The sequence below is a fragment of the Syntrophomonas curvata genome, from assembly GCF_052976825.1.
Genome location: NZ_CM129641.1, coordinates 2634817 through 2658775, shown reverse-complemented (window position 1 = coordinate 2658775; position 23959 = coordinate 2634817). Strand labels below are relative to the sequence as shown.

General features: G+C 47.7%; 25 protein-coding genes. 22 read left to right on the top strand and 3 right to left on the bottom strand.

The annotated features are described in order from the left end of the window. Nucleotides 1-8: 8 nt before the first annotated feature. The 20 genes from ACU70B_RS12110 (at nt 9) to ACU70B_RS12015 (ending at nt 18815) form a co-directional block, all read left to right on the top strand. Nucleotides 9-1949: a sigma-54-dependent Fis family transcriptional regulator gene (locus ACU70B_RS12110; RefSeq protein WP_447183778.1), complete on the top strand. Its 1941-nt coding sequence runs from the start codon at nt 9-11 to the stop codon at nt 1947-1949. Nucleotides 1950-2448: 499 nt separating this feature from the next. Continuing rightward, nucleotides 2449-2988 (top strand): hypoxanthine phosphoribosyltransferase, encoded by a 540-nt coding sequence (gene hpt, locus ACU70B_RS12105; protein ID WP_447183777.1) that lies wholly within the window; start codon nt 2449-2451, stop codon nt 2986-2988. A 10-nt stretch (nt 2989-2998) separates the two neighbouring features. Continuing rightward, a complete protein-coding gene (gene guaA, locus ACU70B_RS12100) occupies nt 2999-4531 on the top strand; it encodes a glutamine-hydrolyzing GMP synthase (protein WP_447185771.1) in 1533 nt (510 codons plus the stop codon). Nucleotides 4532-5092: 561 nt separating this feature from the next. Further along, nucleotides 5093-5797, top strand: coding sequence for a response regulator (locus ACU70B_RS12095; protein ID WP_447183776.1), 705 nt, complete (start codon nt 5093-5095; stop codon nt 5795-5797). 93 nt (nt 5798-5890) lie between these two features. Further along, the gene (locus tag ACU70B_RS12090) at nt 5891-8761 is read left to right on the top strand and encodes a molybdopterin-containing oxidoreductase family protein (protein WP_447183775.1); all 2871 of its coding nucleotides are present in this window, start codon (nt 5891-5893) and stop codon (nt 8759-8761) included. Between the two features lie 13 nt (nt 8762-8774). Continuing rightward, complete coding sequence (locus ACU70B_RS12085; protein ID WP_447183774.1) at nt 8775-9392, top strand: 4Fe-4S dicluster domain-containing protein; 618 nt, start codon at nt 8775-8777, stop codon at nt 9390-9392. Between the two features lie 17 nt (nt 9393-9409). Continuing rightward, nucleotides 9410-10606 (top strand): NrfD/PsrC family molybdoenzyme membrane anchor subunit, encoded by a 1197-nt coding sequence (gene nrfD / locus ACU70B_RS12080; protein WP_447183773.1) that lies wholly within the window; start codon nt 9410-9412, stop codon nt 10604-10606. A gap of 155 nt (nt 10607-10761) precedes the next feature. Continuing rightward, nucleotides 10762-11469 (top strand): TorD/DmsD family molecular chaperone, encoded by a 708-nt coding sequence (locus ACU70B_RS12075; protein WP_447183772.1) that lies wholly within the window; start codon nt 10762-10764, stop codon nt 11467-11469. A 198-nt stretch (nt 11470-11667) separates the two neighbouring features. Beyond that, the gene (locus ACU70B_RS12070; RefSeq protein ID WP_447183771.1) at nt 11668-12828 is read left to right on the top strand and encodes a 4Fe-4S binding protein; all 1161 of its coding nucleotides are present in this window, start codon (nt 11668-11670) and stop codon (nt 12826-12828) included. Then, on the top strand, nt 12829-13341 hold the full coding sequence (locus tag ACU70B_RS12065) for an FMN-binding protein (protein WP_447183770.1): 513 nt from the start codon (nt 12829-12831) through the stop codon (nt 13339-13341). It begins immediately after the preceding gene. Next, nucleotides 13319-14014, top strand: a complete 696-nt coding sequence (locus ACU70B_RS12060; RefSeq protein ID WP_447183769.1) for a 4Fe-4S binding protein — start codon at nt 13319-13321, stop codon at nt 14012-14014. Before ACU70B_RS12065 ends, ACU70B_RS12060 begins: the two co-directional genes overlap by 23 nt. Continuing rightward, the gene (locus ACU70B_RS12055) at nt 13999-14760 is read left to right on the top strand and encodes a P-loop NTPase family protein (protein ID WP_447183768.1); all 762 of its coding nucleotides are present in this window, start codon (nt 13999-14001) and stop codon (nt 14758-14760) included. Before ACU70B_RS12060 ends, ACU70B_RS12055 begins: the two co-directional genes overlap by 16 nt. 121 nt (nt 14761-14881) lie before the next feature. Beyond that, nucleotides 14882-15184, top strand: coding sequence for a hypothetical protein (locus ACU70B_RS12050; RefSeq protein ID WP_447183767.1), 303 nt, complete (start codon nt 14882-14884; stop codon nt 15182-15184). Between the two features lie 81 nt (nt 15185-15265). Beyond that, nucleotides 15266-15547: a BRO family protein gene (locus ACU70B_RS12045; RefSeq protein WP_447183766.1), complete on the top strand. Its 282-nt coding sequence runs from the start codon at nt 15266-15268 to the stop codon at nt 15545-15547. Then, nucleotides 15544-16122 carry a DNA damage-inducible protein D gene (dinD, locus tag ACU70B_RS12040; protein WP_447183765.1) on the top strand — a complete coding sequence of 193 codons (579 nt, stop codon included), beginning with the start codon at nt 15544-15546 and terminating at the stop codon, nt 16120-16122. Before ACU70B_RS12045 ends, dinD begins: the two co-directional genes overlap by 4 nt. 619 nt (nt 16123-16741) lie before the next feature. Continuing rightward, nucleotides 16742-17035, top strand: a complete 294-nt coding sequence (locus ACU70B_RS12035) for a nucleotidyltransferase family protein (RefSeq protein WP_447185770.1) — start codon at nt 16742-16744, stop codon at nt 17033-17035. 201 nt (nt 17036-17236) lie between these two features. Next, on the top strand, nt 17237-17761 hold the full coding sequence (locus ACU70B_RS12030; RefSeq protein WP_447185769.1) for an O-acetyl-ADP-ribose deacetylase: 525 nt from the start codon (nt 17237-17239) through the stop codon (nt 17759-17761). 168 nt (nt 17762-17929) lie between these two features. Next, nucleotides 17930-18181, top strand: a complete 252-nt coding sequence (locus tag ACU70B_RS12025; protein ID WP_447183764.1) for a helix-hairpin-helix domain-containing protein — start codon at nt 17930-17932, stop codon at nt 18179-18181. Between the two features lie 16 nt (nt 18182-18197). Next, nucleotides 18198-18452, top strand: coding sequence for a TfoX/Sxy family protein (locus tag ACU70B_RS12020; RefSeq protein WP_447183763.1), 255 nt, complete (start codon nt 18198-18200; stop codon nt 18450-18452). Between the two features lie 12 nt (nt 18453-18464). Then, nucleotides 18465-18815 (top strand): arsenate reductase family protein, encoded by a 351-nt coding sequence (locus ACU70B_RS12015; RefSeq protein ID WP_447183762.1) that lies wholly within the window; start codon nt 18465-18467, stop codon nt 18813-18815. Between the two features lie 110 nt (nt 18816-18925). Here ACU70B_RS12015 and ACU70B_RS12010 read toward each other — a convergent pair whose 3' ends face one another. The 3 genes from ACU70B_RS12010 to ACU70B_RS12000 form a co-directional block, all read right to left on the bottom strand. Further along, on the bottom strand, nt 18926-20443 hold the full coding sequence (locus ACU70B_RS12010; protein WP_447183761.1) for an HD domain-containing phosphohydrolase: 1518 nt from the start codon (nt 20441-20443) through the stop codon (nt 18926-18928). Further along, entirely contained in the window at nt 20440-21267 is an 828-nt protein-coding gene (locus ACU70B_RS12005) for an MBL fold metallo-hydrolase (protein ID WP_447183760.1), read from the bottom strand. Before ACU70B_RS12005 ends, ACU70B_RS12010 begins: the two co-directional genes overlap by 4 nt. A gap of 172 nt (nt 21268-21439) precedes the next feature. Further along, nucleotides 21440-22003: a GerMN domain-containing protein gene (locus ACU70B_RS12000; protein ID WP_447183759.1), complete on the bottom strand. Its 564-nt coding sequence runs from the start codon at nt 22001-22003 to the stop codon at nt 21440-21442. 175 nt (nt 22004-22178) lie between these two features. Here ACU70B_RS12000 and ACU70B_RS11995 point away from each other — a divergent pair, with 175 nt between their 5' ends. Beyond that, on the top strand, nt 22179-22463 hold the full coding sequence (locus tag ACU70B_RS11995; protein WP_447183758.1) for a hypothetical protein: 285 nt from the start codon (nt 22179-22181) through the stop codon (nt 22461-22463). 103 nt (nt 22464-22566) lie between these two features. Beyond that, a complete protein-coding gene (locus ACU70B_RS11990) occupies nt 22567-23769 on the top strand; it encodes an esterase/lipase family protein (RefSeq protein WP_447183757.1) in 1203 nt (400 codons plus the stop codon). Nucleotides 23770-23959: the final 190 nt, after the last annotated feature.

The following is a 23959-nucleotide window of genomic DNA, read 5'->3' as shown; positions in this document are numbered from 1 at the left end:
TTGGCTAGATGGAGGATAGAGATCTTCGGGAAAAGTGGAAGCATCTCCACCGTCATCCGGGAGCCCGGGAGGAGCTTCGCCGGGAAATACGGGATTCCTGGGAACGGAGCTATGATTACGGGGTAAATCCAGGCCTGCGTGAAAACCCTTATATCTGCACCAAAGCCGAGCTGGCGCGTTATCAGGCCAACTCGGCCTATTTGCTGGAAACCAGTCAAGCGGTGATGAGCGCTTTGTTCGAGTTTGTGGCCGGAACCGGTTTCGTAGTTATTTTGGGGGACTCCAACCATTGTATTCTCAAAGTAATCGGCGACCGGGAGTCTTTGGCCTGGGCCCATAGCGCCCGCCTGGTGGAGGGTTCGCTATGGGCCGAACATCTGGTGGGAACCAATGGCGGCTCTCTGGCTATGGCCCTGGCCAGTCCCATATCGGTGTTCGGTTACGAACATTTTTGTCTATTCTCCCACGTGGCGGCCTGCTCTTCCGCCCCCTTAGTAGATCAGGGACGGATTATCGGTTTGTTGGCGATGGCCGCTCCCTTTAAGAAGGTCAGCAACCATACCCTGGGGATGGTGGTGGCGGCCACCAATCATATAAAAACGAAAATGGAACTGGAAAGAGCCCGGCGCTCGCATGAAGTGGTCACTGAATCCATGTCCGAAGGTGTGCTGGTAGTAAATATGAGCGACCAGATCACCTACATAAACAGCAACTGTGCCCGCATGCTGAAAAAACCCAAAGAGAGCTTCATTGGCAAGAGCCTGCACGACGTATTCGGCCATACTCCTGAGAACCGCCGCTTTATAAATGCAGTAAGTCAAGGACGCACCATAACTGACGAGGACTTCACCTTAACCCTGGGGCGGGATCGGTTCCTGGGCAATATCACCTGCAATTGTCTCAACCATCCGGATCCGGCTTATGCGGGAAGCGTGGTCATTTTGCGCGAACGTCAGCGCATTAACCGCATCGTGCGCAACAGCATCGGCGGTGGGGCTAAAATTACCTTTACGGATATTATAGGCAATAACCAGCGGTTTTTACAGGCTTTGAATATGGCCAAAACCGCGGCATCAACCTCCTCCAGCATTCTCCTGCTGGGAGAAAGCGGAACGGGTAAAGACCTGCTGGCTCAGGCTATACATAATGAAAGTCCCCGCCGGAACGGCCCCTTTCTGGCCATCAACTGCGCCGCCTTGCCGCGGGAGCTTATTGCCAGCGAACTCTTCGGGTATGAAGACGGAGCCTTTACCGGCGCCCGTAAAGGCGGGAACATGGGAAAATTTGAGCTGGCGGACCAGGGCACGATTTTCCTGGATGAAATCGGAGATATGCCGCTGGATCTGCAATCCACCTTGCTGCGGGTGCTGGAGGAAAAAACGGTCATGCGCCTGGGAGGCAACCGCATAATACCGGTAAACGTCAGGATAATTGCCGCCACCAATAAAGACCTGGAAAACGAAGTGGAACGCAATCTATTCCGCCGGGATCTGTTTTACCGCCTGGGGGTGATTCGCATCTCTATTCCTCCGCTGCGGGAACGCCTGGACGACATCGAATTGCTGGCCCGGCATTTCCTGCAGCAAACCTGTAAACGCCTGGCCAGGAGTGACATGGAACTGTCTTGGGATGCAGCCGAAGCGTTCCGCTGCTACCGATGGCCCGGCAATGTGCGGGAGATGCAAAACGTCCTGGAAGGAGCCATTCAGCTGACTTCTGGTTCGGTCATTGCCCCGGATTTCTTCCCGGAATACTTCAGGTCCCCAAAACGTTGCAGCGAAACCAAAATCCTGCTCCCCTCGTCGGGACTGCCCGCCTCCAATGAAGAGAAACAGATGATTATAGACTGTCTGCATCAACACCGTTTTAATAAAACTGCCGCCGCCAAAGCCCTGGGGGTATCGCGCCGCACCCTGTACCGGCGCCTGGAGAAATATGGCTTGCTCTGATGTGGGCAAGAACCGGCCTGAATCCGGTTTGCAACCCCATATCCGAGTGAGCCGGCATCTGCTTCCGTCCTTCCCGGCCCGGGCTACCGGTGCGGCATCAAAATCGATAGGTTTGGTGAAAAACTGTCCATACTCCACGATATCCTCCCGGGCAGACCATACAGGCAGCCTGCTCGGCAGCAATCAATTTACGCTTGTCTCATCCAGGTAGCTTTCCATAAAAAACCCCCTGATTTATACTGGGCAATAAGCAGTACAGTTGCCTTGTGCCTGATTACCTACGGCGCCAATATCCACGGGATACGCAGACTTTATCACCGCACTGCTGCCAGGGAGCATTTGATTTTAGGACAGTTAATTAAGCCAGCGGTCAGGAGGTTTACGAAGTGTGCCAGAATGTGCCGCAGGCGTCCGGCTAAAAACAGCGATATATGAAATTGCACTGGACTCTATTTTGTTGCTATAATCCAGTTATATGTTAATAGGGGGAATAGGGTAAGTGAATTGGGATGAAGTAGATATTCTGTATTCGCAGGAGCAAATAAGCGCTAGGGTTAAGGAACTGGGGCTTCGGATCAGCCGGGATTACAGGGGAGAAGAATTGCTGGTAATAGGGGTGCTGAAAGGTGCGTTTGTATTTATGGCCGATCTGGTCAGGGAGATCGACCTGCTGTTGGAGCTTGATTTTATAAGTGTTTCCAGCTACGGCGCCTCCACCATATCCTCGGGGGAAGTGCGTATTATCAAGGACTTGGACTATTCGTTGGAGGGCAAGAACGTACTCCTGGTTGAAGATATTATTGATACCGGATTAACGCTCAATTATATAAAGGAAATATTTAAAAAACGTAATCCGCGCAGTGTAAAAATCTGCTGCCTGCTGGATAAGCCATCCCGGCGTAAGAGCCCGATAAGAGCGGAATATGCAGGTTTCAGTATTGAAGACCATTTTGTGGTAGGCTATGGTCTGGATTATGCGGGCAAATACCGAAATTATCCGGCCGTTTGTATCCTGAAGCCGGCAGTATATGAGAAATAGAGGTGTGTTTATGGACAAGGAAACGGTAGTAGTCCTTGATTTTGGGGGACAGTATAATCAATTGATCGCCCGCCGGGTGAGAGAACTGTCAGTTTACAGTGAAATGCTGCCTTATGACAGCAGCCTGGACGAAATCAGGAAGAAAAACCCGCAGGCCATAATCCTGACCGGAGGACCCTCCAGCGTGCGTGAAGAAGGAGCTCCGGTATGTGATCCGGGTATTTTTGAGCTGGGAGTGCCGGTGCTGGGTATCTGTTACGGTATGCAGCTCATGGCTGCGGCTATGGGGGGCAAAGTGGGCGGCAGTCTCTTAAGAGAGTATGGACGAAGTCACCTCCACGTAATAGAAGAAGATCTGCTTTTTAGGGCAATACCTGGAGAAATGCAGGTCTGGATGAGCCACGGCGATGCTATCAGCAGCGTTCCCCCGGGCTTTAAGGTCAGTGCCAGTACGGACAATTGCTCCATCGCCGCTATGAGTGATTCCGCCCGGGGCCTTTACGGGGTACAGTTTCACCCTGAAGTCAAGCATAGTACTTATGGCAGGGATATATTGCGCAATTTCTTATTCCAGGTGGCAGGGCTTAAAGGAGACTGGAACCTCAATGATTTAATAGCGGAAACGGTTGCTGATATCAAGGCCAGGGTAGGCAGCAAAAAAGTGCTTTGCGCTCTCAGCGGCGGGGTGGATTCGTCCGTGGCGGCAACCCTGGTACATAAAGCCGTGGGAGATCAGCTGGTATGCGTATATGTGGATAACGGCCTGATGCGCAAAGATGAATCGGAGCAGGTCATAGCCACCTTTAAGGAAAAAATGAAAATGAACCTGGTTTTTGCACCTGCGGCCGATCGTTTTCTGGCTCGTTTGCAGGGGGTTACCGACCCGGAACGGAAGCGTAAAATAATCGGTGAAGAATTTATCCGGGTATTCGAAGAGGAAAAAGCCAAACTGGGTGAAATCGATTATCTGGTGCAGGGCACCATCTATCCGGATATTATAGAGAGCGGCACCCGCACCGCCCAGACTATAAAGAGCCACCATAATGTGGGCGGTCTGCCGGAGGACATGGATTTTGAACTGCTGGAACCTCTGCGCCTGCTGTTCAAGGATGAGGTGCGCATAATCGGCGAGAAGCTGGGCATCTCCCCGGAAATCCTCTGGCGGCAGCCCTTCCCCGGCCCGGGCTTGGGGGTGCGGGTATTGGAAGAGGTAACCAAAGAGAAACTGGATATACTGCGGGAAGCTGATGCCATCGTCCGGGATGAGATTCATAAAGCCGGGCTGGATAAGGAGATATGGCAGGCATTTGCGGTGCTGCCTCCGGTAAGGAGCGTGGGAGTGATGGGTGACGCCCGTACCTATGCCTATCCCATAATTATCCGGGCCGTAGTCAGTGATGACGCCATGACCGCAGAAGTGGCGCAGCTGCCCTGGGAACTGCTGGACATCATGGCCCGCCGTATCGTGAACGAAGTGGACGGGGTCAACCGGGTAGCCTACGACATCACCAGCAAACCGCCGGGAACGATTGAGTGGGAGTAGGAAACGAACGTCCCGAGAACCTCAGTAAATCAAGAGCACTGAAAAAGCCACTATTTTATAAAGCGGTGGCTTTTTTAGTGCATATATATTCCTTTAAAAATCAATCTTAACATCAAAATAGTATTAAAAATCATTAAAAATAAAACAAACGGCAACATTATGCCGCTTTTAGTTCGTTTAATTTCACGATTCTTTTTACATTCACCACAAAGGCCGTGAAGTAGGTTTGTAATCGCATAGCGACAAGACCGGTATCAGCTCTATCAAGACCGTGTGCCACTTTCATTCACCACCGTTCTTTTCTTCAATACGGTGCCTTTCAGCCGTTCCCGGAAGGCTTCACAGGATTCAAATTCAAGTCTTAGGCGGTTTTTCTCGTTCGGCTGGTGATGCTGTAAGCACCCTGAATAAGGGTGCTTATTCTTATATAGTTATACGCAAGGTATTATCAATAAAAAAAGCCAATCGGTATTGTTATATCTGTAACAATTTTTGGTGATAGAACCCAAGGATGGTTACATTTATAATGAACTAAATAAGTCTAATTTTTGAGGATAAGCAATGATAAAAAAGAAAAGGGTCATATTGGTGAATGAGCATAAGATCCTGGGAGACCTTTTGCGGGCTTCTCTCGTAACCGATTCTGAATTGGCTGTAGCTGGGGAGTATGGCAGTGGGAAGGAAGCTCTCAATGGTGCAGTTTCTCTCCAACCGGATTTAATCATAACCGGTATCGATTTGCCGGATATAGACGGGGTTGTATTCACCAAAAAAATTATGGAAGTTCTGCCTGACACAAAAATTATTGCTGTAACCCATTATCCCGAAAAAGACTGTCTTTTGGCTTTTCTGGCTGCAGGCGGGAGAGGGTATTTGAATAAATACATATCCGATCAAGATTTGCTTTCTACAGTGAAAATCGTTTTAAACGGAGATATTGCGCTCAGTCAGGAAGGCTTTCAAATGGCAGCCAAGGAATACCGACGGATTGCCATGGTAAACGTAAATTCTGAGCAAGACGGGAATGTTGGACAGAGGCTGCTACCAGAAATACGTACAGGGCTGCTTTCAGACAGAGAAAAACAAGTCTTACAGCTATACGCCCATGGTTATAGCAGTAAAGAAATGTGCAAAATCCTCTTTCTTTCTACGAATACTGTGGAAACATATAAAAAACGCATTAAGGAAAAACTGCGCCTTTCCAGCAAGGCGGACATATTGCAATATGCTATCAGGCACGGCCTTTTAGAAGACTGGGAAAAGTGAAAATAATCACCAATTTCGGTGGCATACAAAACGAAAACTGCTTATTACAATAAACCTGTATTGTGGCGCGCACAATTCGAAGGAGATGTTTTTGTGTCAAATGTATCCAAGCTGATCATCATTTCTATACCTGACCATAAGTTACGCTTTGCGGTAATAAGATTGCTTTCGCAAAGAGGATATCGTTTTATCTGTGCAAAGAACCTGCCTAGACTCTGTCATGAAATAACAAACCTTGAGGAAGAATGCCTGCTCATCATTGACATTTTTGCGTATTCTTCACCGATATTTAAGGTAATTAACGTATTAGGTGCGGACAAAAAACTGAAATCTGTTTTTTTAATGGATGAGGAAGGGATGCGTCACAGTCAGCGTTTTAGAAACGATGGAACGTGGTTTGGCGTAGAGAAGAAATACTTAAATGAGCAACTCTGGCTTGTTATGGATCAGATACATGGAAAGCAGACGGCACAAAAAGAAGAATCTCAGAACAATAAAAGGGAGGTTTATTCGATGCCCGAAAAAGGAGAGAATCTTTTCAGCAAGGCATTTGGCAGAAGAAGTTTTCTTAAAGGAACAGCAGCTGCTGCTGTGACCGGAGTTACGGTAGCCAATCCGGGAAACATGGTTATGAAGGCACTGGCAGTAGAAAGTGAGGAATCCTCAAAAGCAAGTGAAGATAAGCTTTTTTCGGGAGTTTGTCGCGGCAATTGTATCGGAGGATGTCGACTGAAAATCACTGTCAGAAATGGGAAAGTCGTGAAAACAACCCTGGGAGAAATGCCCGATCCTCGTTATAACAGGATTTGCCAAAAAGGTATTACCCATTTGCAGCGGATTTATAATGCGAACCGAATCAAATATCCGATGAAGCGTGTGGGTGAGCGCGGCAGCGGCCAGTGGCAGCAGCTGACCTGGGATGAAGCGATTGAAGAAATTTGCACGAACTGGAAAAATATCCAGCAGACACACGGCAAGAACGCAATTGCCTTCTCACAAGGCAGCGGCAATATCGGCCTATATCTGGATAATTATCCCGCAAAGCTGCAAAGACTCATGGGAGCGGCGAATATTGACCCATCCTATGATACGCATGGGCTGGTAAGTATCGCTCAAATGACGGGATCGTCCTTATGCACCAATGGCAATGAGCCTGCCGATTTGCTTAATGCCCGTTGCATTCTCATCTGGGGAGCGAATCCTTCCGAGGCTCAAGTCCAGTCATGGCATTTTATCGTGGAGGCCAAAAAGGCCGGTGCCAAGATCGTAGTCATAGACCCGAATTTTACGGTTGCAGCCGGTAAGGCGGATCTTCATCTTCCAATCCGGCCTGGGACCGATGCTGCTTTAGCCATGGGAATGATTAATATTGTACTGGAACAGGGCTGGGAAGACACCTCTTTTCTAAAAAAATCTACTGTTGCACCTTTCCTTGTGAAATCTTCAGACGGTAAGTTCTTGCGATCCAGTGACTTAGGCCCGTTGGCGGCAGATGCCCAGGATGGCTATATTGTCATGGATAAAAACGGTGCAGCAGGTTTGGAAGTTGACGTCGCCGACCCGGTCATCCACGGCTCCTTTACGGTCAACGGTGTGCAGGTTACTACGGCTTATGATTTATTGCTGGCAAGATGTGCCCAATGGACGCCGGAAAAAGTGGCGGAGCTTTGCAATATTTCGGTGGAGGATCTGAGGGAAGTTGTCCGCTTATATGCGAAGAACGCCCCCTCTACAATTTTTACTGCTTTTGGAATAGATCATTACACGAACGGACTCTTTGGGTATTATGGCTGCGCCGCTTTGGCAGCAGTGACCGGGAATATGGGGAAAGCCGGTGCATTTTGCGGTGCAACGATGCCTCAACCCGGCGTGATTATGAACTTTGCCGCTTTGGCCACGCCTGAAGCCGCGCCTGGGCCGACTATTCCAGCACCGATGCTGCTTGATGTTATGAACGAGAAGCAATATTTCGGTACTCCCATTGAGCTTAAGAGCTTATATGTTTTTGCACATAATCCGTTGGCCAATCAGACAGAAAGAAAGGCGTGGCTGGAGGCGCTCAGGAAGATGGATTTAGTCGTGGTTGCCGATATTCAGGAGACCGACACGACCCGCTATGCCGACATCATTTTGCCTGTGACGCACTGGTTTGAAACACAGTTCGTGTATGGAGCAAACTCACCTTATATGATATACCAGGAACAAGCCATTGATCCACTCTATGAAGCGAAGGATGATTACGCGATTGTAGATTTGCTGGCAAAAGGCATGGGATTGGAGTCTCACTTTACCGAGACCCGGGAGGAGCATTTTAAAACCATGCTGGATACAGACGGAGCGAGAGCTTTTGGAGTCACCTGGGAAAAGCTGAAACAAGAGAAAGTACTTCGCGGGATGCCTGAGGACTATGTCTATGGGGCAGATGGTATGTTTAATACGCCTTCCCGCCGCATCGAATTTTACCTTGAATCTCCGGCTCCCCTTAACGGCGTGGTCTGGGACGACAAGTTCGACATCGATAAAATCAGGATGGCCTATTTTGAGCCGCCTCATGAAGCCTGGCCGGAAACGGTTGCCGGATATGAGAAAAATTCTCTGGCAGACAAATACCCCCTGATTTACACCACCGAACGTAATAAGATGAAGGTTCACACCCAATTTGGCCATAATCCCTGGCTTTTGGAATTATATCCTGAACCCATTGTCAAAATAAACCCTCAGGATGCGGCAGTTCGTGGAGTTAGCGAAGGGGATTATGTCAGGGTTTATAACGATCGCGGCTATGTAGTGTTAAAAGCAGTGATTCATGCCGGCGCTCGCCCGGGAGTTTTGATTGTTCCGAAAGGCTGGGAATGGGATCAATTCAAAGATGGACATTATTCCGATTTAACATCAAGAGTCATGAATATGGCAATTCCCAACAACAGTTTTTTTGATTGTCTTGTTGAACTGAAAAAGGCGTAGGGGAGGATGGAACATGCGTTACGGAATGGCGATAGATTTAGAGAATTGTATGGGTTGTCATACCTGCTCAGTTGCCTGTAAACAGGCGAATAATCTGCCGAATAAGATCTGGTGGAACAAGGTAATGACAATAGGCGGAGAGAGCATGGATACTGCTTCAGGGACATATCCGAATAACAAAATGCAGCATTTGCCGATGAATTGCCAGCATTGTGAGAATCCGCCCTGCACCAAAGCTTGTCCGGTGGGTGCCACTTATAAAAGAGAAGAAGACGGAATCGTTATTCAGGACTACGATAAGTGCATCGGCTGCCGAATGTGTATGGTGGCTTGCCCCTATAACGCCCGAAGTTTTAATTGGAACAAGCCCGAATATTATGTGGACCATGCTGTCGGAGATATTGACGCGCCTGTCCATCAATATAATGTAGTGGAGAAATGCACTTTCTGTGTTAACCGGATTGCCAGAAATGAAAAGCCTGCCTGTATGGAGCTTTGTCCCGGTCGCGCCCGTTACTGGGGAGATTTGGATGATCCGAACAGTGAAGTGAGTCGGGCTATTAAAGGCCGCAACTATGTCAAAATGCTCGAAGAGAAGGGCACCAAACCTTCTATCTTCTATTTGACATAGGAAAGGGGTGGAATTATATGAGTGAAAAAGCACAAAAGCAAGTATTTACCCAACCAGCGTTTATTGTTTTCGCCCTGCTGACTGTGGTTGGCCTCGTCTGCTGGTTTCTGCAGCTCACCCAAGGCCTGCAGCTGACGAACCTCAATAACTATAACACCTGGGGACTCTACATTATCGGTTTTATGATCTTTACCGGCATCGCTGCCGGATCTCTGATCTTTGCTTCCTCAGCTTATCTCTTCCAAGCAATGGCGGATTATAAACCCTATACCAGGATCGTCGCCTTTGTCGGAGCCATCGGCAGTGTAGTCGCCGCAGGACTCTTCATCATCGTGGACATCGGTAACCCGGAAAGAGCCTGGTATATCATCACCAGAGCAAATATATCCTCACCAATGTTCTGGGACACTTTAATTCTTGGAGCCTACGTCATCATCGGAATTCTCTTCACACGTCAACTTATGGCGGTACATGCTGGGCAAAAAGAAGAGAAATCCTTACAGGTGATCTCGGTCGTATCTTTTGTTGCCGGACTCCTGGTGATGGTGACATCCTTTGTCTTCGCCCTGCAGGTAGCAAGACCCTTATGGAACAACCCGGTCGAACCTGTCTCCTTCCTGGCAGCTGCTTTGGTTGCTGCATTATCACTCTTAGTTATCATTTTTGCTGTGCTGAACAAAAGCGGATATATCCACATCAGCGCGGATAAACTCAGTAAGCTCGGTAAGCTGGCTGCTGTCTTTCTTTTCTTCGAATTATTCGTTGTCCCCGGAGAGGCTGCCATCGGGCTGTATGCCGGCAGTGGGGAAGAAGCGGAGATCATCAATTGGCTGGTTAGCGGAAAAGGAGCGCCATTCTTCTGGGTAGAGATAGTTGCTATCGTAGTGGGACTGGTCTTACTATTCAGCAAAAAGACAAGTGGTTTAGTCTTAGGTTCAGCGATATCCATTTTCGCTATCTTTATGATCAAATACAACCTTCTGCAGGCTCAGCTCTTAAATCCGCTGATTACTTATGCGGGACCTCCCGGATACAGTGGTGGCGAAGGAATATACTTACCATCCCTGATAGAGATTGGCGTAGCTGTAGGCATTATTTCTTTGGGTGCTCTGCTGGTGATGATCGGGTTGGATAAACTCAGTCTTGGGATAAAGTCCGGTCAAAACATCGGTGAGCAGAATAGCGGCTTTAGAGCAAAAGTTGAACAAGCGTAACATTAAATAATTCGGATACTTTCCAACCGGCAGGCCAGATTATGGTCTGTCGGTCGTATATTTATATAATTAAAATTTGAATTTGTCATGATTTTCCACGACAGAACCTTGACGGAATTAGTAGTATAATAATTTAAAACCGCAGATTAACAATTTTGGAGGAAACAATGCAAAATACGACTGAACAGAGAATTCAAACAGCAATCGCAGCATCGGACCTGTATCAGCTGTTGGCTATTTCGCTGCAGCTGCCGACCAGGGAAATTACTGCAGGTTTGCTGGATGGAAGTTTGGCCGAGGATGTTCTGGCCATTTTTGATGAGCTGGGATTTCCTGCTCACTTGCAGGAAGATTTGAAAACAGAATTTTCTCAAATTCAACAGGAGAGTAAAAACCAGGAAGAACTTTTGTCTGATTTACGGAAAGAGTATACTCGTTTGTTCACGCACCCTCAGAAATCCCAGATCGATATTTATGAATCGTTATTTCTTTTTAACCCACAAGAGTTAGGCGAAAAACCATTGCTATTTATTAGCCCTGCGGCCATGGATGCGGAACGCTGTTATAAAAAAGCAGGAGTGATTCGCTCCAAAGAAGTCAATGAGCCCGGCGACCATATGGCGACAGAGATGGAGTTTATGATGTTTCTTTATCTGCAGAAAGCCAAAGCGTTACAGGAAGGCAACCAGACTGGGGCAGAGCGAAGAGAGGAGGAAATAAGAGAGTTTTACGATGTACATTTGCAAAAATGGGCAATAGATTTTTTCGGTCGCTGCACCATTTTGAGCAAGCATCCGTTTTTTAGGGCCGTGGGTAAAACCGGAAGTATCTTTATGGAAGAAATGCTGCCGACTTATAAGTAAAATATTTTAACCTGAAGAGCAAAGCACTATAGCTGCCTACAATATAACCGTTGTTGGACGATGTTTCTTAGTCTGCCAACAGAAATGGCTACAAATGGACAAATCAAGGTGTTCTCAAGAATTTATCTGTAAAGACATGCCGATGAACTAATTTCATGACTTCAATTAAAATCCACAGACTTGAAGAGGAGGCAGGACATGATATTTTCTAAAGGCTCTTACGTAGAGATTGAAGAGAAGAGATGTTTAAACCTGATGCACCAAGGGGTTGAGTGCAGCCATTGTCTGGGACATTGTCCGGCGGCTGCCATTGTCTATCATAACGGTGGTATTTATTTGAATAAAGACAAATGCATCGGCTGCGGGTTATGTTTCAGTGATTGCCCTACCGAGGTCTTTCGCTCCAAACAGTGGGATGAAAGCACGATCATCCGGGATATTGAAGACGAAGAATGGAAAATTACCGAGTTTTTCTGTGGTAGGCATACCTCACCGTACAAAATGGATAAAAATAAGAACAGGGGAGCCGTCCAACTGCCCGCTTGCCTCAGCGCCGTTTCCAAAGGGGCCTGGTATGAAGCGGGCTTGAAAACTGAAATAGAAATTCATCTGGATCAATGTAAAGACTGTCCCATGGCCCAAACCATCCCGCGTCTGGAATACAATGTCAGTATAGCTGCAGAATGGCTGGACGCCTCAGGCCATAGCCCTTCCTTCAGCTATATCCATCAAAGCGGTCAGGGCAAAACCAAAAAAAGCCTGTTGGCTATCGAAACAGGCTTAAAAGTCACATCCCGGCGTGATTTGTTCGTATCGTTAATCAATAAAGGACAACAGCTGGGTAGTAAAGCTCCGGTCGGGACAAACGTATTCCCGGAGGAACCCGACAAAAAAATGCGTAATAGCTGTCTGCCGGGCTGGCAGCGGCGTTTTGGTGAAGTGTTTCAACAAAACACGAGCAGTAAAGACAGCGCCAATCCAGCCTACTGGCCGACCATCAAAATTAGTGATAAATGTGTGAACTGTGGGATGTGCAGTCGCTTCTGTCCTTCCGGAACCCTGCAGATCACAGTCAAAGAGGGAACCTGCAATCATCATTTTACCAGCGGGTTCTGCCTGGACTGCCGGATTTGTCAGTTGTTTTGTCCCCGGGAGGCCATAAGCAGGGACAGGGAAAAGGTAAGAAGACCCTTTGAAGTCTTGAACATTTACAATAACCCAACCACGACCTGTCAGACTTGTGGGTGTAACACGGCCCATCATAGCAAAAATTTATGTTACTGGTGCGAGCAGGCGGCAACAAGCGATCAGGAACTAAAGAATTCTTTCCGGAAAATATTCTTAAGGATGAACAATTAAGTGAGTAAAACTAAACAAACACAAAGAATCATCATAGCCATAGGATTCATGCTGCTTTTTGGTGCGTTTATTTATCAGCATGTTGCCGACAAGCAGGATACATTAAACCTTATCAAAAAGGGAGAGCCTTTGGCAGTCCAAGTAGAAAATTTAAGCGGGGACTACCCGAGTTATAAATTGTGGGATGCAGGGGGAAATTTCATAGGCTATGGGGTAATCGGCGATGCCTCAGGCTATGGCGGAAATATGAACGTGACCATTATTCAGGAAAACGGCCGGATCAAAAGTGTTAACATCATACAGCATTACGAAACACCCTTGTATATAAATAAAGTATTAGAGACAGGCATACTGGATACCATTGCCCAAAAAAACATCAGCGATGGTATAGCGGATGTTGACGCAGTCAGTGGAGCATCAATAACAAGAAAAGCGATTATTACTGCCGTGCAAAAGGGTACGGGCCCAGATAGGCAACGAACAACTGGGAATGACGATTCTGCTCCGTCATAATATTAATTTTAATTGGAAGGATATTGTAGTACTTGGTCTGGTTGCGTCAGCCATTTTTTGTGCAGCCCGTAATCTTAGAAAATTGCGTCCCTGGGTTCTTGTTTTATCCGTTTCGATAGCCTTTATATTTTATAATTATTCACTAACCTACAGTAACTTCGTCAATCTTCTGACAGGACAACTGCCGATATTTATTGAGCGGCCGATCTGGTATGTTCTGGTTCTCGGGATTGTCGTCATTACCTCGATTTGGGGAAGAAACTTTTACTGCAGTTGGTTATGCCCTTTCGGGGCAGTTCAGGAGGGAGCGTATAAAAGCCTGAATTTATATAATTTCTCTCCATCTCATGGAATCAGGAATAAAGCAGCTAAACTTCGTTGGCCCATGCTCTGGCTGGCTGCCATGCTGGCTTTAATTGCCAATAACGCTGGAATTACTGGTTATGAACCATTTTCTGTTTTCTTTGACGGTAATGGCAATAGAGCGCAATGGATCATTATGATTAGCGTGTTGGTGGTCTCTATGGCTCAGCTTCGTTTCTGGTGCAATTATTTTTGTCCGGTGGGAACAATTCTTAACTTCCTTGCTCAAATCAAGCGGAGGTTTAGAAAGAACCGGATTGAATCAAATCCCCAAGCATTATCAGGATACTCTTTATGTTTGACGCTATAAGGAGCGATGCTAAGCTAATAATCCTCGATGACCCAATATCTTCGTTCGACAGCAATAAGAAGTACGCTATCATAAACAGGCTCTTCAAAACCGGAGAACGTGGCAACAGCCTCTATGAGAGAACTGTCTTGATGCTTACGCATGACTTTGAGCCGGTTATCGACTATATCCAGACGAATTCTGGCAGACAAACCCCGACATCGGTCTGTGCCACCTATTTTGAAAACGTAGGTGGACAACTCCAATGCACACCAATTCAAAAAGGTGACGACTTGATGTCCTCCGTAGTTCTTTTCAAAGAATTGGCAATGGATGGCAATATCGATATTGCTGCAAGAATCGGTTGCCTGAGGAAGTTTATTGAGCATCAATTTAAGAATCCGCAAACGGAGTCAAACGCATATAACATCCTATCAAGTTTGATTCATGGTCGTAAGCAACCAACTTCAGATGCAGACGGTAACATCAAACTGATGGATGAACAAGTTAATGAGGGTGTCGAATACATCAAAGGCTTTATCACAGAATTTAACTATGCGACGGTGCTTGAACAATGCTCTGCTCAAAATCTGTTGAGCAGATACGGCAGGGAAGCATCAGCCTATATCAAAATGCTGATACTCCGCGCTTATACCGAGCAGAGCAAGGATGCAAGGGAGCGTTTGCGGAAAAAGAATGATGTCCTGCGAAATATATTGACGAGACATATCACATCGAGAACGATTATATCTATTTCCTTGATGTGAGGCGCTTCAACATTGTTCCCGAGAATTATATCACAGACGCAGATATGTTTGTTAGGGATGAACTAGCGCAAAGTGACTTCGCTGATACGAATTGAAATTTGGACTAGAAAGGAGACCAACTATGGAGTATCTTTTTGATAGCAAAGGTAATCATATCGCAAATTTAGTTAATGGGCATCTCCATGATCCGTCTGGGCAGAACATCGGACATTTCCTCTCAAACGAGAAGATTCTGATTGATATGCACGGACAGTATCTGGGAGAAATTGTCCAAGGCAATAGGCTCTTGTTCAACAAGACCTCGCCATATCTGAATGTAAATTTTGGATCATGCGGTAATTATGGCAACGTAGGCAATTACGGCAATCCGGGAAATTACGGCTCAATCGGAATTATAGGCGGCTATCGTGATGTTTCATTATAAAGCCGACCACCCTCCCTTAAGCTTGTGCTACCAACTGAATATAGAGAAGCTGTCTTTTAACAATCATATGGAGGATTGAACATGTCAAATTTGAATGCCGAGGAATATAAATCATTTGAAAGTATTAAGCACATTCGTGAAAACGGAACGGAATTTTGGTATGATCGTGAGCTTGCTGAAGTATTGCAGTATAGCAAATGGGAAAATTTCCAAAAGGTAATTGATCGCGCAATTCTGGCATGTAAGAACAGTGGATTTTCAGTCTCTGATCATTTTCCTGACGTCAGGAAAACGATAATGATGCCTAAAAATGCTAAAAAACAAATCGTCGATTTTAAACTCACAAGATATGCTTGTTATTGATTGTTCAAAGCGGCGGTCCGCGAAAAGAAATCATCGCTCTAGGTCAAACTTATTTTGCCATACAGACACGGCGCCAGGAGGTCCAAGATGCCTTTAATCAGCTTGACGAAAACAACAAGCGGTTAGTTGTTCGCGGCAATATAAAACAATGGAATCAGCTTCTTGCTGAAGCAGCGCATAATGCTGGAGTACTTACCGATGAGGAATTTGCAATCTTCCAAAATGCCGGATATATGGGACTGTACGGAGGCATGACTGTTTCAGACATTCATACGAAAAAAGGCTTGAAGAAAAACGATAAAATCCTTGATTATATGGGCAGCACAGAGCTGATTGCTAATCTGTTCAGAATTTCGCAGACCGAAGAAAAGCTGAAGCGGGATGAGGTTTCTATGGTGGAAGCTGCAAATAATACCCATTACGAGGTCGGTGAAAAAATTCGTAAAGCGATTATTGAAATGGGTGCCACACTTCCGGAAGATTTGCCTGTGCCCGAAAAAAGTATTCAGACTATTGAACGAGAGGAAATCCGCAAGCTCAGAAATTCAAAGAAGAAGCTGATGCTGGACGAATAGAGGTGTGCGAAAAACTCGGAATAGAGGAGTTTTTCTGATAGCATTTTGATAACAGAAAATCGGCAAGCGCCGGATAATATGGAAAAAAGGTGCATAAATCATAGGAAAAAACATGGAAAAACTAAACGAATATGTTTAGCAAAAGTTAAGGCTTGCTGAGTGGGAGTAAGAAACAAAAAACCTGTAACCTAGTATTCAATAGGGTTACAGATTTTCTGTTTCCAAAAGCGTACCAAGGACGTACCGTTTATTGAATTTAAAAAATTGTTATAGTAATTGGATAGATTGGCCGAACGGGAGCAGAAAGTAAAAGCCGGGAACCTGTAATCATACGGGGGCCCGGCTTTGGTATTTTTGAGTATTCTTGAGAGCCGTACCCCAAAATGATTTAAATGGAATAAATCAGGAAATATGCTGATAGATAATTGATACTTATTGCTACTGCTGGAGGAGCGTTATATGAATGCCTAAATTATTTACCGCTAATTTCTCTGCTATTCTATGCTGTATTTTGCGAAGTGAAGAGGGCTTAAATATTGCCAAGGCGCGGGAATTGCGGGTTTAAAATTATTTTGGTATCCTTTATTTAAAGGAACGGAGTGAAACGTCTGTGGAACGGATGTATACTATTGATGAAATTAAAAAAGTTGCGGGTGAAATTGCAGAGCGCCACGGCGTTGAGCGGATGTTCCTGTTCGGCTCCTATGCCAGAGGGGACGCGGGGCCGGGCAGCGATTTGGATTTTCGCATTGACAAGGGCCGTATTCGCGGACTGTTTGCCCTTGGCGGATTATATGCCGATTTGGAAGAAGCTTTCGAGGTGCCTATTGATTTGCTCACAACAGAGAGCCTTGATGAAGCTTTCCAGAGGGAAATAGCATCCGAGGAGGTGCAGATTTACGGAAAAGGCTGACAGAGACCTCGCATATCCTTGCGTACTGCCTTGAGATCGAACAGACGGTTGCCCGCTTTGGAAATACCTATGAAAATTTTGCATCGGACAAGATTTACCGCAACGCTGCCACGATGTGCATTCTGCAAATCGGAGGGTTGGCCGGTCGACTGTCGCAAGAGTTCATTGTGGAAATCGCCGGAATTTAAGGAGGCGGTCAGGCTGAGTTTTCAGATTATCAAAGGAGATATCACGACCTGGGCGGCGGATGCCATTGTGAACGCCGCCAACACCTCGCTGCTGGGCGGGGGCGGTGTGGACGGCGCCATCCACCGGGCGGCGGGACCGGAGCTGCTTAAGGAGTGCCGGACGCTGCACGGCTGTGAAACCGGCCGGGCGAAGATCACCGCCGGGTACAATCTGCCGGCCAGGCATGTGATTCACACGCCCGGCCCCATTTGGCGGGGCGGTCATCAGAACGAGCCTGCGCTGCTTGCCTCCTGCTACCGCAGCTGTCTGCGGCTGGCGGAGGAAAACCGCTGCCGCACCGTGGCCTTTCCCTCCATCAGCACCGGTGTGTATCGATTCCCGCTGGAGCGGGCCGCCGCCATTGCTGTGGAAGAAATACTGGCATTTCTGGAGCGTTCCAAGGTTGTCTGCGAGGTCACGATGGTCTGCTTTGATGATAAAACCAAGACGGCCTACGATGCCGCCCTGACGCGGAAGGAATCTTCACGAAGCCGGTAGTGCCGTCAGCTTTGAGGAACCGCAAAATAGTTAAGGATATTGTTTCGCGGAAAAGCCGTATGCTGCCGGGTAATGCCTGCAGCGGTTCCGGGCTGCAGATGCCAAAATCATGTATAACGCCGGGAGTGCAGAAAGCGCGCCTCAGGTAAACAAAGGAGTGTGGCTGCCATGCCAAGGACCGAGCTTCAAAATATCCCCGGCGTGGGCAAGAAGACGGAAAAGGATTTAATCCGGCTGGGATACCCTACCATAGCCTCTCTCAAAAATGCCGACCCGGAGGAAATGTATTTGCGCGATTGTTTGGAATGCGGTGTGAAGCTTGACCGGTGCGTACTCTATGTTTACCGCTGCGCTGTTTACTATGCTTCCAGCGAGCGTCACGACCCGGAAAAACTGAAATGGTGGAATTGGAAGGACTGATTGAGGAGGCGTAACTATGGGAGAACTGCAAAGCCTGCCGAACATCGGCCGCGAGCTGGAGCGTCAGCTCCATGAGGCCGGAATCGATACGGTGGAGGAACTGAAACAGGTCGGCAGCCGCGAGGCGTGGCTTCGTATCCTGGCCTTCGACCCCTCCGCCTGCCTCATGCGCCTGTCGGCGCTGGAAGGTGCGATTCGGGGTGTGCGCTGGCACAGCCTCGATCCGGAGGTGAAGGCCGGGCTCAAGGCGTTCTACCATCAGCATAGATAAGGAGGAAATCTCATGCTGTTCATCTGTTATCCGAAATGCGCCACCTGCCGGAAGGCGCAGGTATGGCTGGATCAAATCGGTGTCGCCTATACTTTCCGCGACATCAAGCTGGAAAACCCGTCAGAGGCGGAGCTGCGGCAGTGGCACGCAGCCAGCGGATTGCCGCTGAAGCGTTTCTTCAATACCAGCGGCCTGCAGTATAAGGCCCTGGCCCTCAAGGATAAACTCCCCGCCATGAGCGAGGACGAGCAGTTGGCCCTGCTTGCCACGGACGGCATGCTGGTCAAGCGACCTATCCTGGTGGGCGGCGGCTTCGTGCTGGTCGGCTTCAGGCAGGATGAGTGGGAAGCTAAGCTTCGCTAAATCATCGTCGGCAAAACTGCCGGGGGAAAGCTATTCATAGCGGCAAGGGCCTGAATATTTGAGAAGTTTATTGACGGAGGAACGTGAGGCCGAAATTATGGCCGACCATGCTAACCTTCGATTCTTTCCCATACCTTGTTTCTGCTGAAGATATCCAGCAGACCTCCGTCAAGCTGCCCGTCCCTGACCATGAACCCCAGGATTTTTAGCGCTTGTTCCAGAGGCATGGCCTTTTTGTAAGGGCGGTCATCGGCGGTCAGGGCATCGAAGACATCGACCAGGGCCAGTATGCGGCCCTCCACGGGAATCTCCCCTCCCTTAAGCCCTTTGGGATAGCCTTTCCCGTTCAGGTGCTCATGGTGGATGGAGGCAAAATAGGGGACATCTTTTAACTTACGGGTAAATGGTATTTTGTCCAGCATCCTGGCGGTTACCACTACATGGTCTTCCATAATGCGGCGTTCTGTATCAGTCAGGGTGCCTTTGGATACACTTAAGGCGGTTAGCTCCTCTTCCTTTAACCATGGTTTTTGCGCGCCGTCTCTATCAAGATAAGTTCGGGATGCTATTTCCTGTATTTTTTCTTTTAATTCGGAATCCACGAAAGTGGAGGGATTATCACACTTTAAGACCAGTTCCCGGGACTCCTTAAGATAATCCTGTTCCATTTGCCAGCACTTGTCCAACTGCTCCAGTTCTTCGGTTTTGTCCAACAGCAGCTTTTTTTCCAGATATTCTGCCTTCCGGGCGGCATAGATGTAGTCAAAGCGCTGCATAACCAGCTCTAACTGATGCTCAATGCGGGTGGCCTTATCCATAACTTCCAGCGGTGTAGCAATCTTGCCGATATCGTGCAGCCACCCGGCCATAACCAGTTGAGCAATCCGGTCTGCATCAAAGGAGGGGTGTTCGCCGCTATTTACCTGTTCCTGATTGATGGCTCGGGCCAGTTCTCCCGCCAGCAGGGCCACCCGTCGGGTGTGATTGGCGTTATAGGGTGTCCGCGAATCTATAGCCGTGGCCATAACCTCAACGAAGGAATTAAACAGATTCTCGATATCGTCTAATAATTGCATATTGGTAAGAAAGATAGCAGCCTGGGAGGCGAGTGAGCTGATAACATGTTCAAAGTATTTAGCAAAGGGGATCAGCTCCCCGTTTACATCGCGGGCATTTATGAGCTGGAGCACCCCAATTACCGTGCCTTCATGGTTTTCCAAGGGAATAACCAGCATGGAAAGGGTTTTATAACCGGTAGCCTCATCAAACTTGCGGGGACCGGAAAAATCAAATTCCTCAGCCTGATATACATTGGAGATATTTACGCTTTTTCTCGTAATGGCCACATAGGCGGAGACATTTTCCATCCTGATGGGAACCGGGGGAAGGTCAATCGGATCGCCCTGCCCGCCCCGAAAGGTATTCATGCTCTCATTCTGCATAATCTTAAAGCTGAGGCAATCGCCCTCACAGAGGTATAGGGTCCCGGCATCAGCATTGGTTATTCGCCGGGCTTCACTGACAATCATCTCTAAAAGTCGGTTCCTGTCTTTCTCCGCGGAAAGTGCAATTCCTATACTGATAATATCCTCTACCTGTTCCAGAATTTCCGGGGTGTAAATTTTCAAAGATCAATCACCATTCCTTCGCGTGCGGCAACACAGTTGCTCATACGGGCCTGGGCCTGTTTTTCAATCTCTTCCATTTCGCTGTCACTGCGGAAATTGGCATGATGGAAAAGTACCAGCCGCTTGGCGCCTGCAGCTTCGACCAGCTTTATTCCCTCCTGCCAGGTGGAGTGCCCCCAACCGACGTAACGGTGATATTCGTCATCAGTGAAATGGGTGTCATAGATAACCAGGTCAGAGTTATGCACAAACCGGCATAGCTCCTCATTAATCTCGGGATAATGCTCGGTGTCAGTGACATAACAGCAGGAGCGCCCCTGATAATCCAGACGATAGGATAGACCGCCGTTGGGGTGGTTATTAATTATGGTGTTAAGGCTGATTCCATCTCCCAGCTCAAGGTGAACACCGCTGTCAAGCTCGCGGAAGTCAAATTCAGCCCCCATTTGTTCGAGGCTTACGGGGAAATGCTGGTATGTCATTTGCCCGGCCATCAGTTCGGCGAAGGTGGTATCTATCTTGCTCTGACCATAAAGACGGAAATGGTTACCCTTGACAAAGGCCGGGGAAAAGAAGGGAAATCCCTGGATGTGATCCCAGTGGGTGTGGGTGATAAAAATATCGCCGCTAAGCTTTTGGCCGCTTTTGACCAACTCGCGTCCCAAACTGTATATCCCGCTGCCGGCATCAAAAATAAACAGGCGATTCCTAATCTGTACTTGAACACAGGAGGTATTGCCCCCGTATTTCAGGGTATCGTAACCAGGTACGGGAATCGATCCCCTTACTCCCCAGAATATAACCTGGAAATCAGTTTTTGTCATTAATCCACCTCTTCAAAATAAGGTTTAACGGATTAAGCTTCTCCATGGCTACTATATTCCCTTTATAAAATAAAAAATCCTCTATTATCCGCCAAAAATACAGGGGACCAAGCCGTTAGCCTGCTGCCTCATAGCCATAAGTGAACAGGTTAACGGCCTGGCCCATCAGCGTCTATTTCTTGATTATATCCTCATTTCTTTCCAGAGGTCCTGAAGTATCCAGGTGACCGGCCAGGGTTTCCACTTTCTTGCCTTCAATCAATAGCTGCACCTTGTCGATGGAATTAATTTCGGTCAAAGAATTTATAAGCGAATACATGGTCATGGTTTCTCCCGCACTTCCGCCCGGGTGTTTGCTTTTAATTTCGTCGCTGAAGTTTACGCTGGCAATCCCCTCACTAATCTTCAGGGATAAAAGTTTACTTTCAGCCGGAATCGTAGGCTGCAGGTCTTTGTTCTTGGGGCCGGCTATGAGTTCCTTGACTATATTGCCGGCCAGAAGCTCATCGCTGGCTCCTTCTTTAACGGTCAGGTTACGTTTCTCCGGCACCAGGTATTCAGCCTGATCGTCGCTGAAAAACAATGTTACTTCAACGGTGGCTGGCCGAGGCTGATTAGCCCCGGGGTCTTTATTAGTATTGGGGTCACCCTGGCTGGCAGTTTTACACCCGCCCAGTGCTGTTACTGCCAGCAACAGGCTCAGTATAAAGACCAGAAGGCTGCTCTTTACTTTCATCTCCTACCATCCTTTCACTAGCATTTTTTATAATTATAAGCGTTGTTCAACTATTATTACGCCATATCATAAAATTTACTATCACTGAATATATAGCAATTAGTATATAAAACGGGTATAAAATAACGTATTCCGGGCAAAAATCAGTGAAAACAACGCTTGGAGATATTTACCTGTGAGCATACCCAGTATAAGTTCGGCGCTTAACCGGTCATATAATCGGAATACCCTTATCAAGGGAATTAATTCCTATCTTCCTGACCGTAGAAAAAAAGGAGGAGAAGCGGTGGATGACCTGATCAAATACCTGGCTGATGATTTATTGGCCCAGTTGGATGAGCTGGAAAAAGAAACGAATTTTGAGTTCTTGACCTCTCTGGATGATGAAGAAATCCGTAATGAAGCTCAATTGCTGTTTGAAGAGCTTAACCGGCTGAAGTCCCGGTTACAAGAATTGTAGACCCCCTCCCGCCTTAGCGGGAGTTTTTTTATGGCTTGGGTAACAATATATGGATTGCTATAATTGAATTGATAGAACAGTCAAAAAAATGGGAGAAAAATCGATGCTTGATTTGATTGCTTCATATCCGGCTCTGGTCAATTTCATGAGCACTGCCGGCAATGATTTTTACCGGCGCTTGTCCCGGGACATGTTTTTGAATGTAGGGGTAAAGTATAAGGGGAGCAGCCGCTTCTGGGACCGGGTGGAACTGCAGCAGGTGACAAGCTTGAAGGGCAAGGATGAACCTCATTGTCCTCAGAATGAGCATCTGGATTTGGATATCGTCGACCGGTTTAATTCCGCTGCTCCCGCTGCGGATAAATACCTGCTGCATTGTGCACCGGGCTGGCAGAGCAACCAGCACCGGGTGCCGGCTCTGCTGGTGCCGGGAGCGGGCCTGGATGCCAATTCCTTTACCGACCTTTATGCCATGGGTTACGAGGGTTTACAGCAGCAATTGCTGGAACTGGGGTACCGGGTGTTTGCCGTCACCTTTTCTCACACGCACGGGGACAATTTTATCCAGGCGGAGCAGTTGGCTGCAGCCATTACCCGGATTAGGGAATTGACCGGAACCGAACAGGTTGACTTACTGGCCTATAGCAAGGGGGGGACAGCGGCCCGCATTTATCTTTCCGGTTTAAGCGAAACTCCCTACCGGGGTGACGTGCGCCGTTATCTGATGCTGGGCACCCCCAATATGGGCATTGATTTTCCCTTCCGTAATTCACTATGCAACTATCTCATATACATATCCGGCTCTAACGGGGTGCTGGCCTGGGATAAGGTTTTTTCCCTGGGCAGCATGGTGGATGTGAGCCGTCGCTCCATATACCGTGATGGCTCCTTCCCCGGACAGTGTCAGCTCCTTTACCGTTGGGATGATGTATATAAACTGGATATGCTGCAGCAGGATTGGTGGAGCACCTATTATGGCGGCTCCGGTTTGCTAAGCCATTCCCGGGGCATTGATCAGGCTATAGCTGACGGGGGCGGGCTGGTGGAGCGGCTGGATGCGGTTGGACTGCAGCCGGAGATAGATTTTTATGTTTTAGCCGGTAATAATAACTCCTTTAATATCTTCCCCGGAGATGAAAGCGGACCCGGCGATGGGCTGGTTTTTCTGGAGAGCGTGCTCTATACCGACGGGCTGGCTCGAAGGGGAGCGGCGTTAAAGGCCAAGGACACCCTGCCCATAAACCATCTGGAATTTCTCTACTCTCGCCAGGTTGCCCGCTGGGTGAATCGGCAGCTGGAAGAATAGAGGGAAGAATCTGTAAAAAAGCCCCTGCGCAAGTTGACACGCCAAGTAAGCTTTGTTAATATCATGATGTAATGATATATAGCAGAAACACGAAAGTGTGTCTAGGGTTCCGCATGCATGACATGGACTGGTCCAAGTGGCACAGGTGCTTTTAAGCACTACACCGTATAGGGATAAAAGCCCAGGCGGA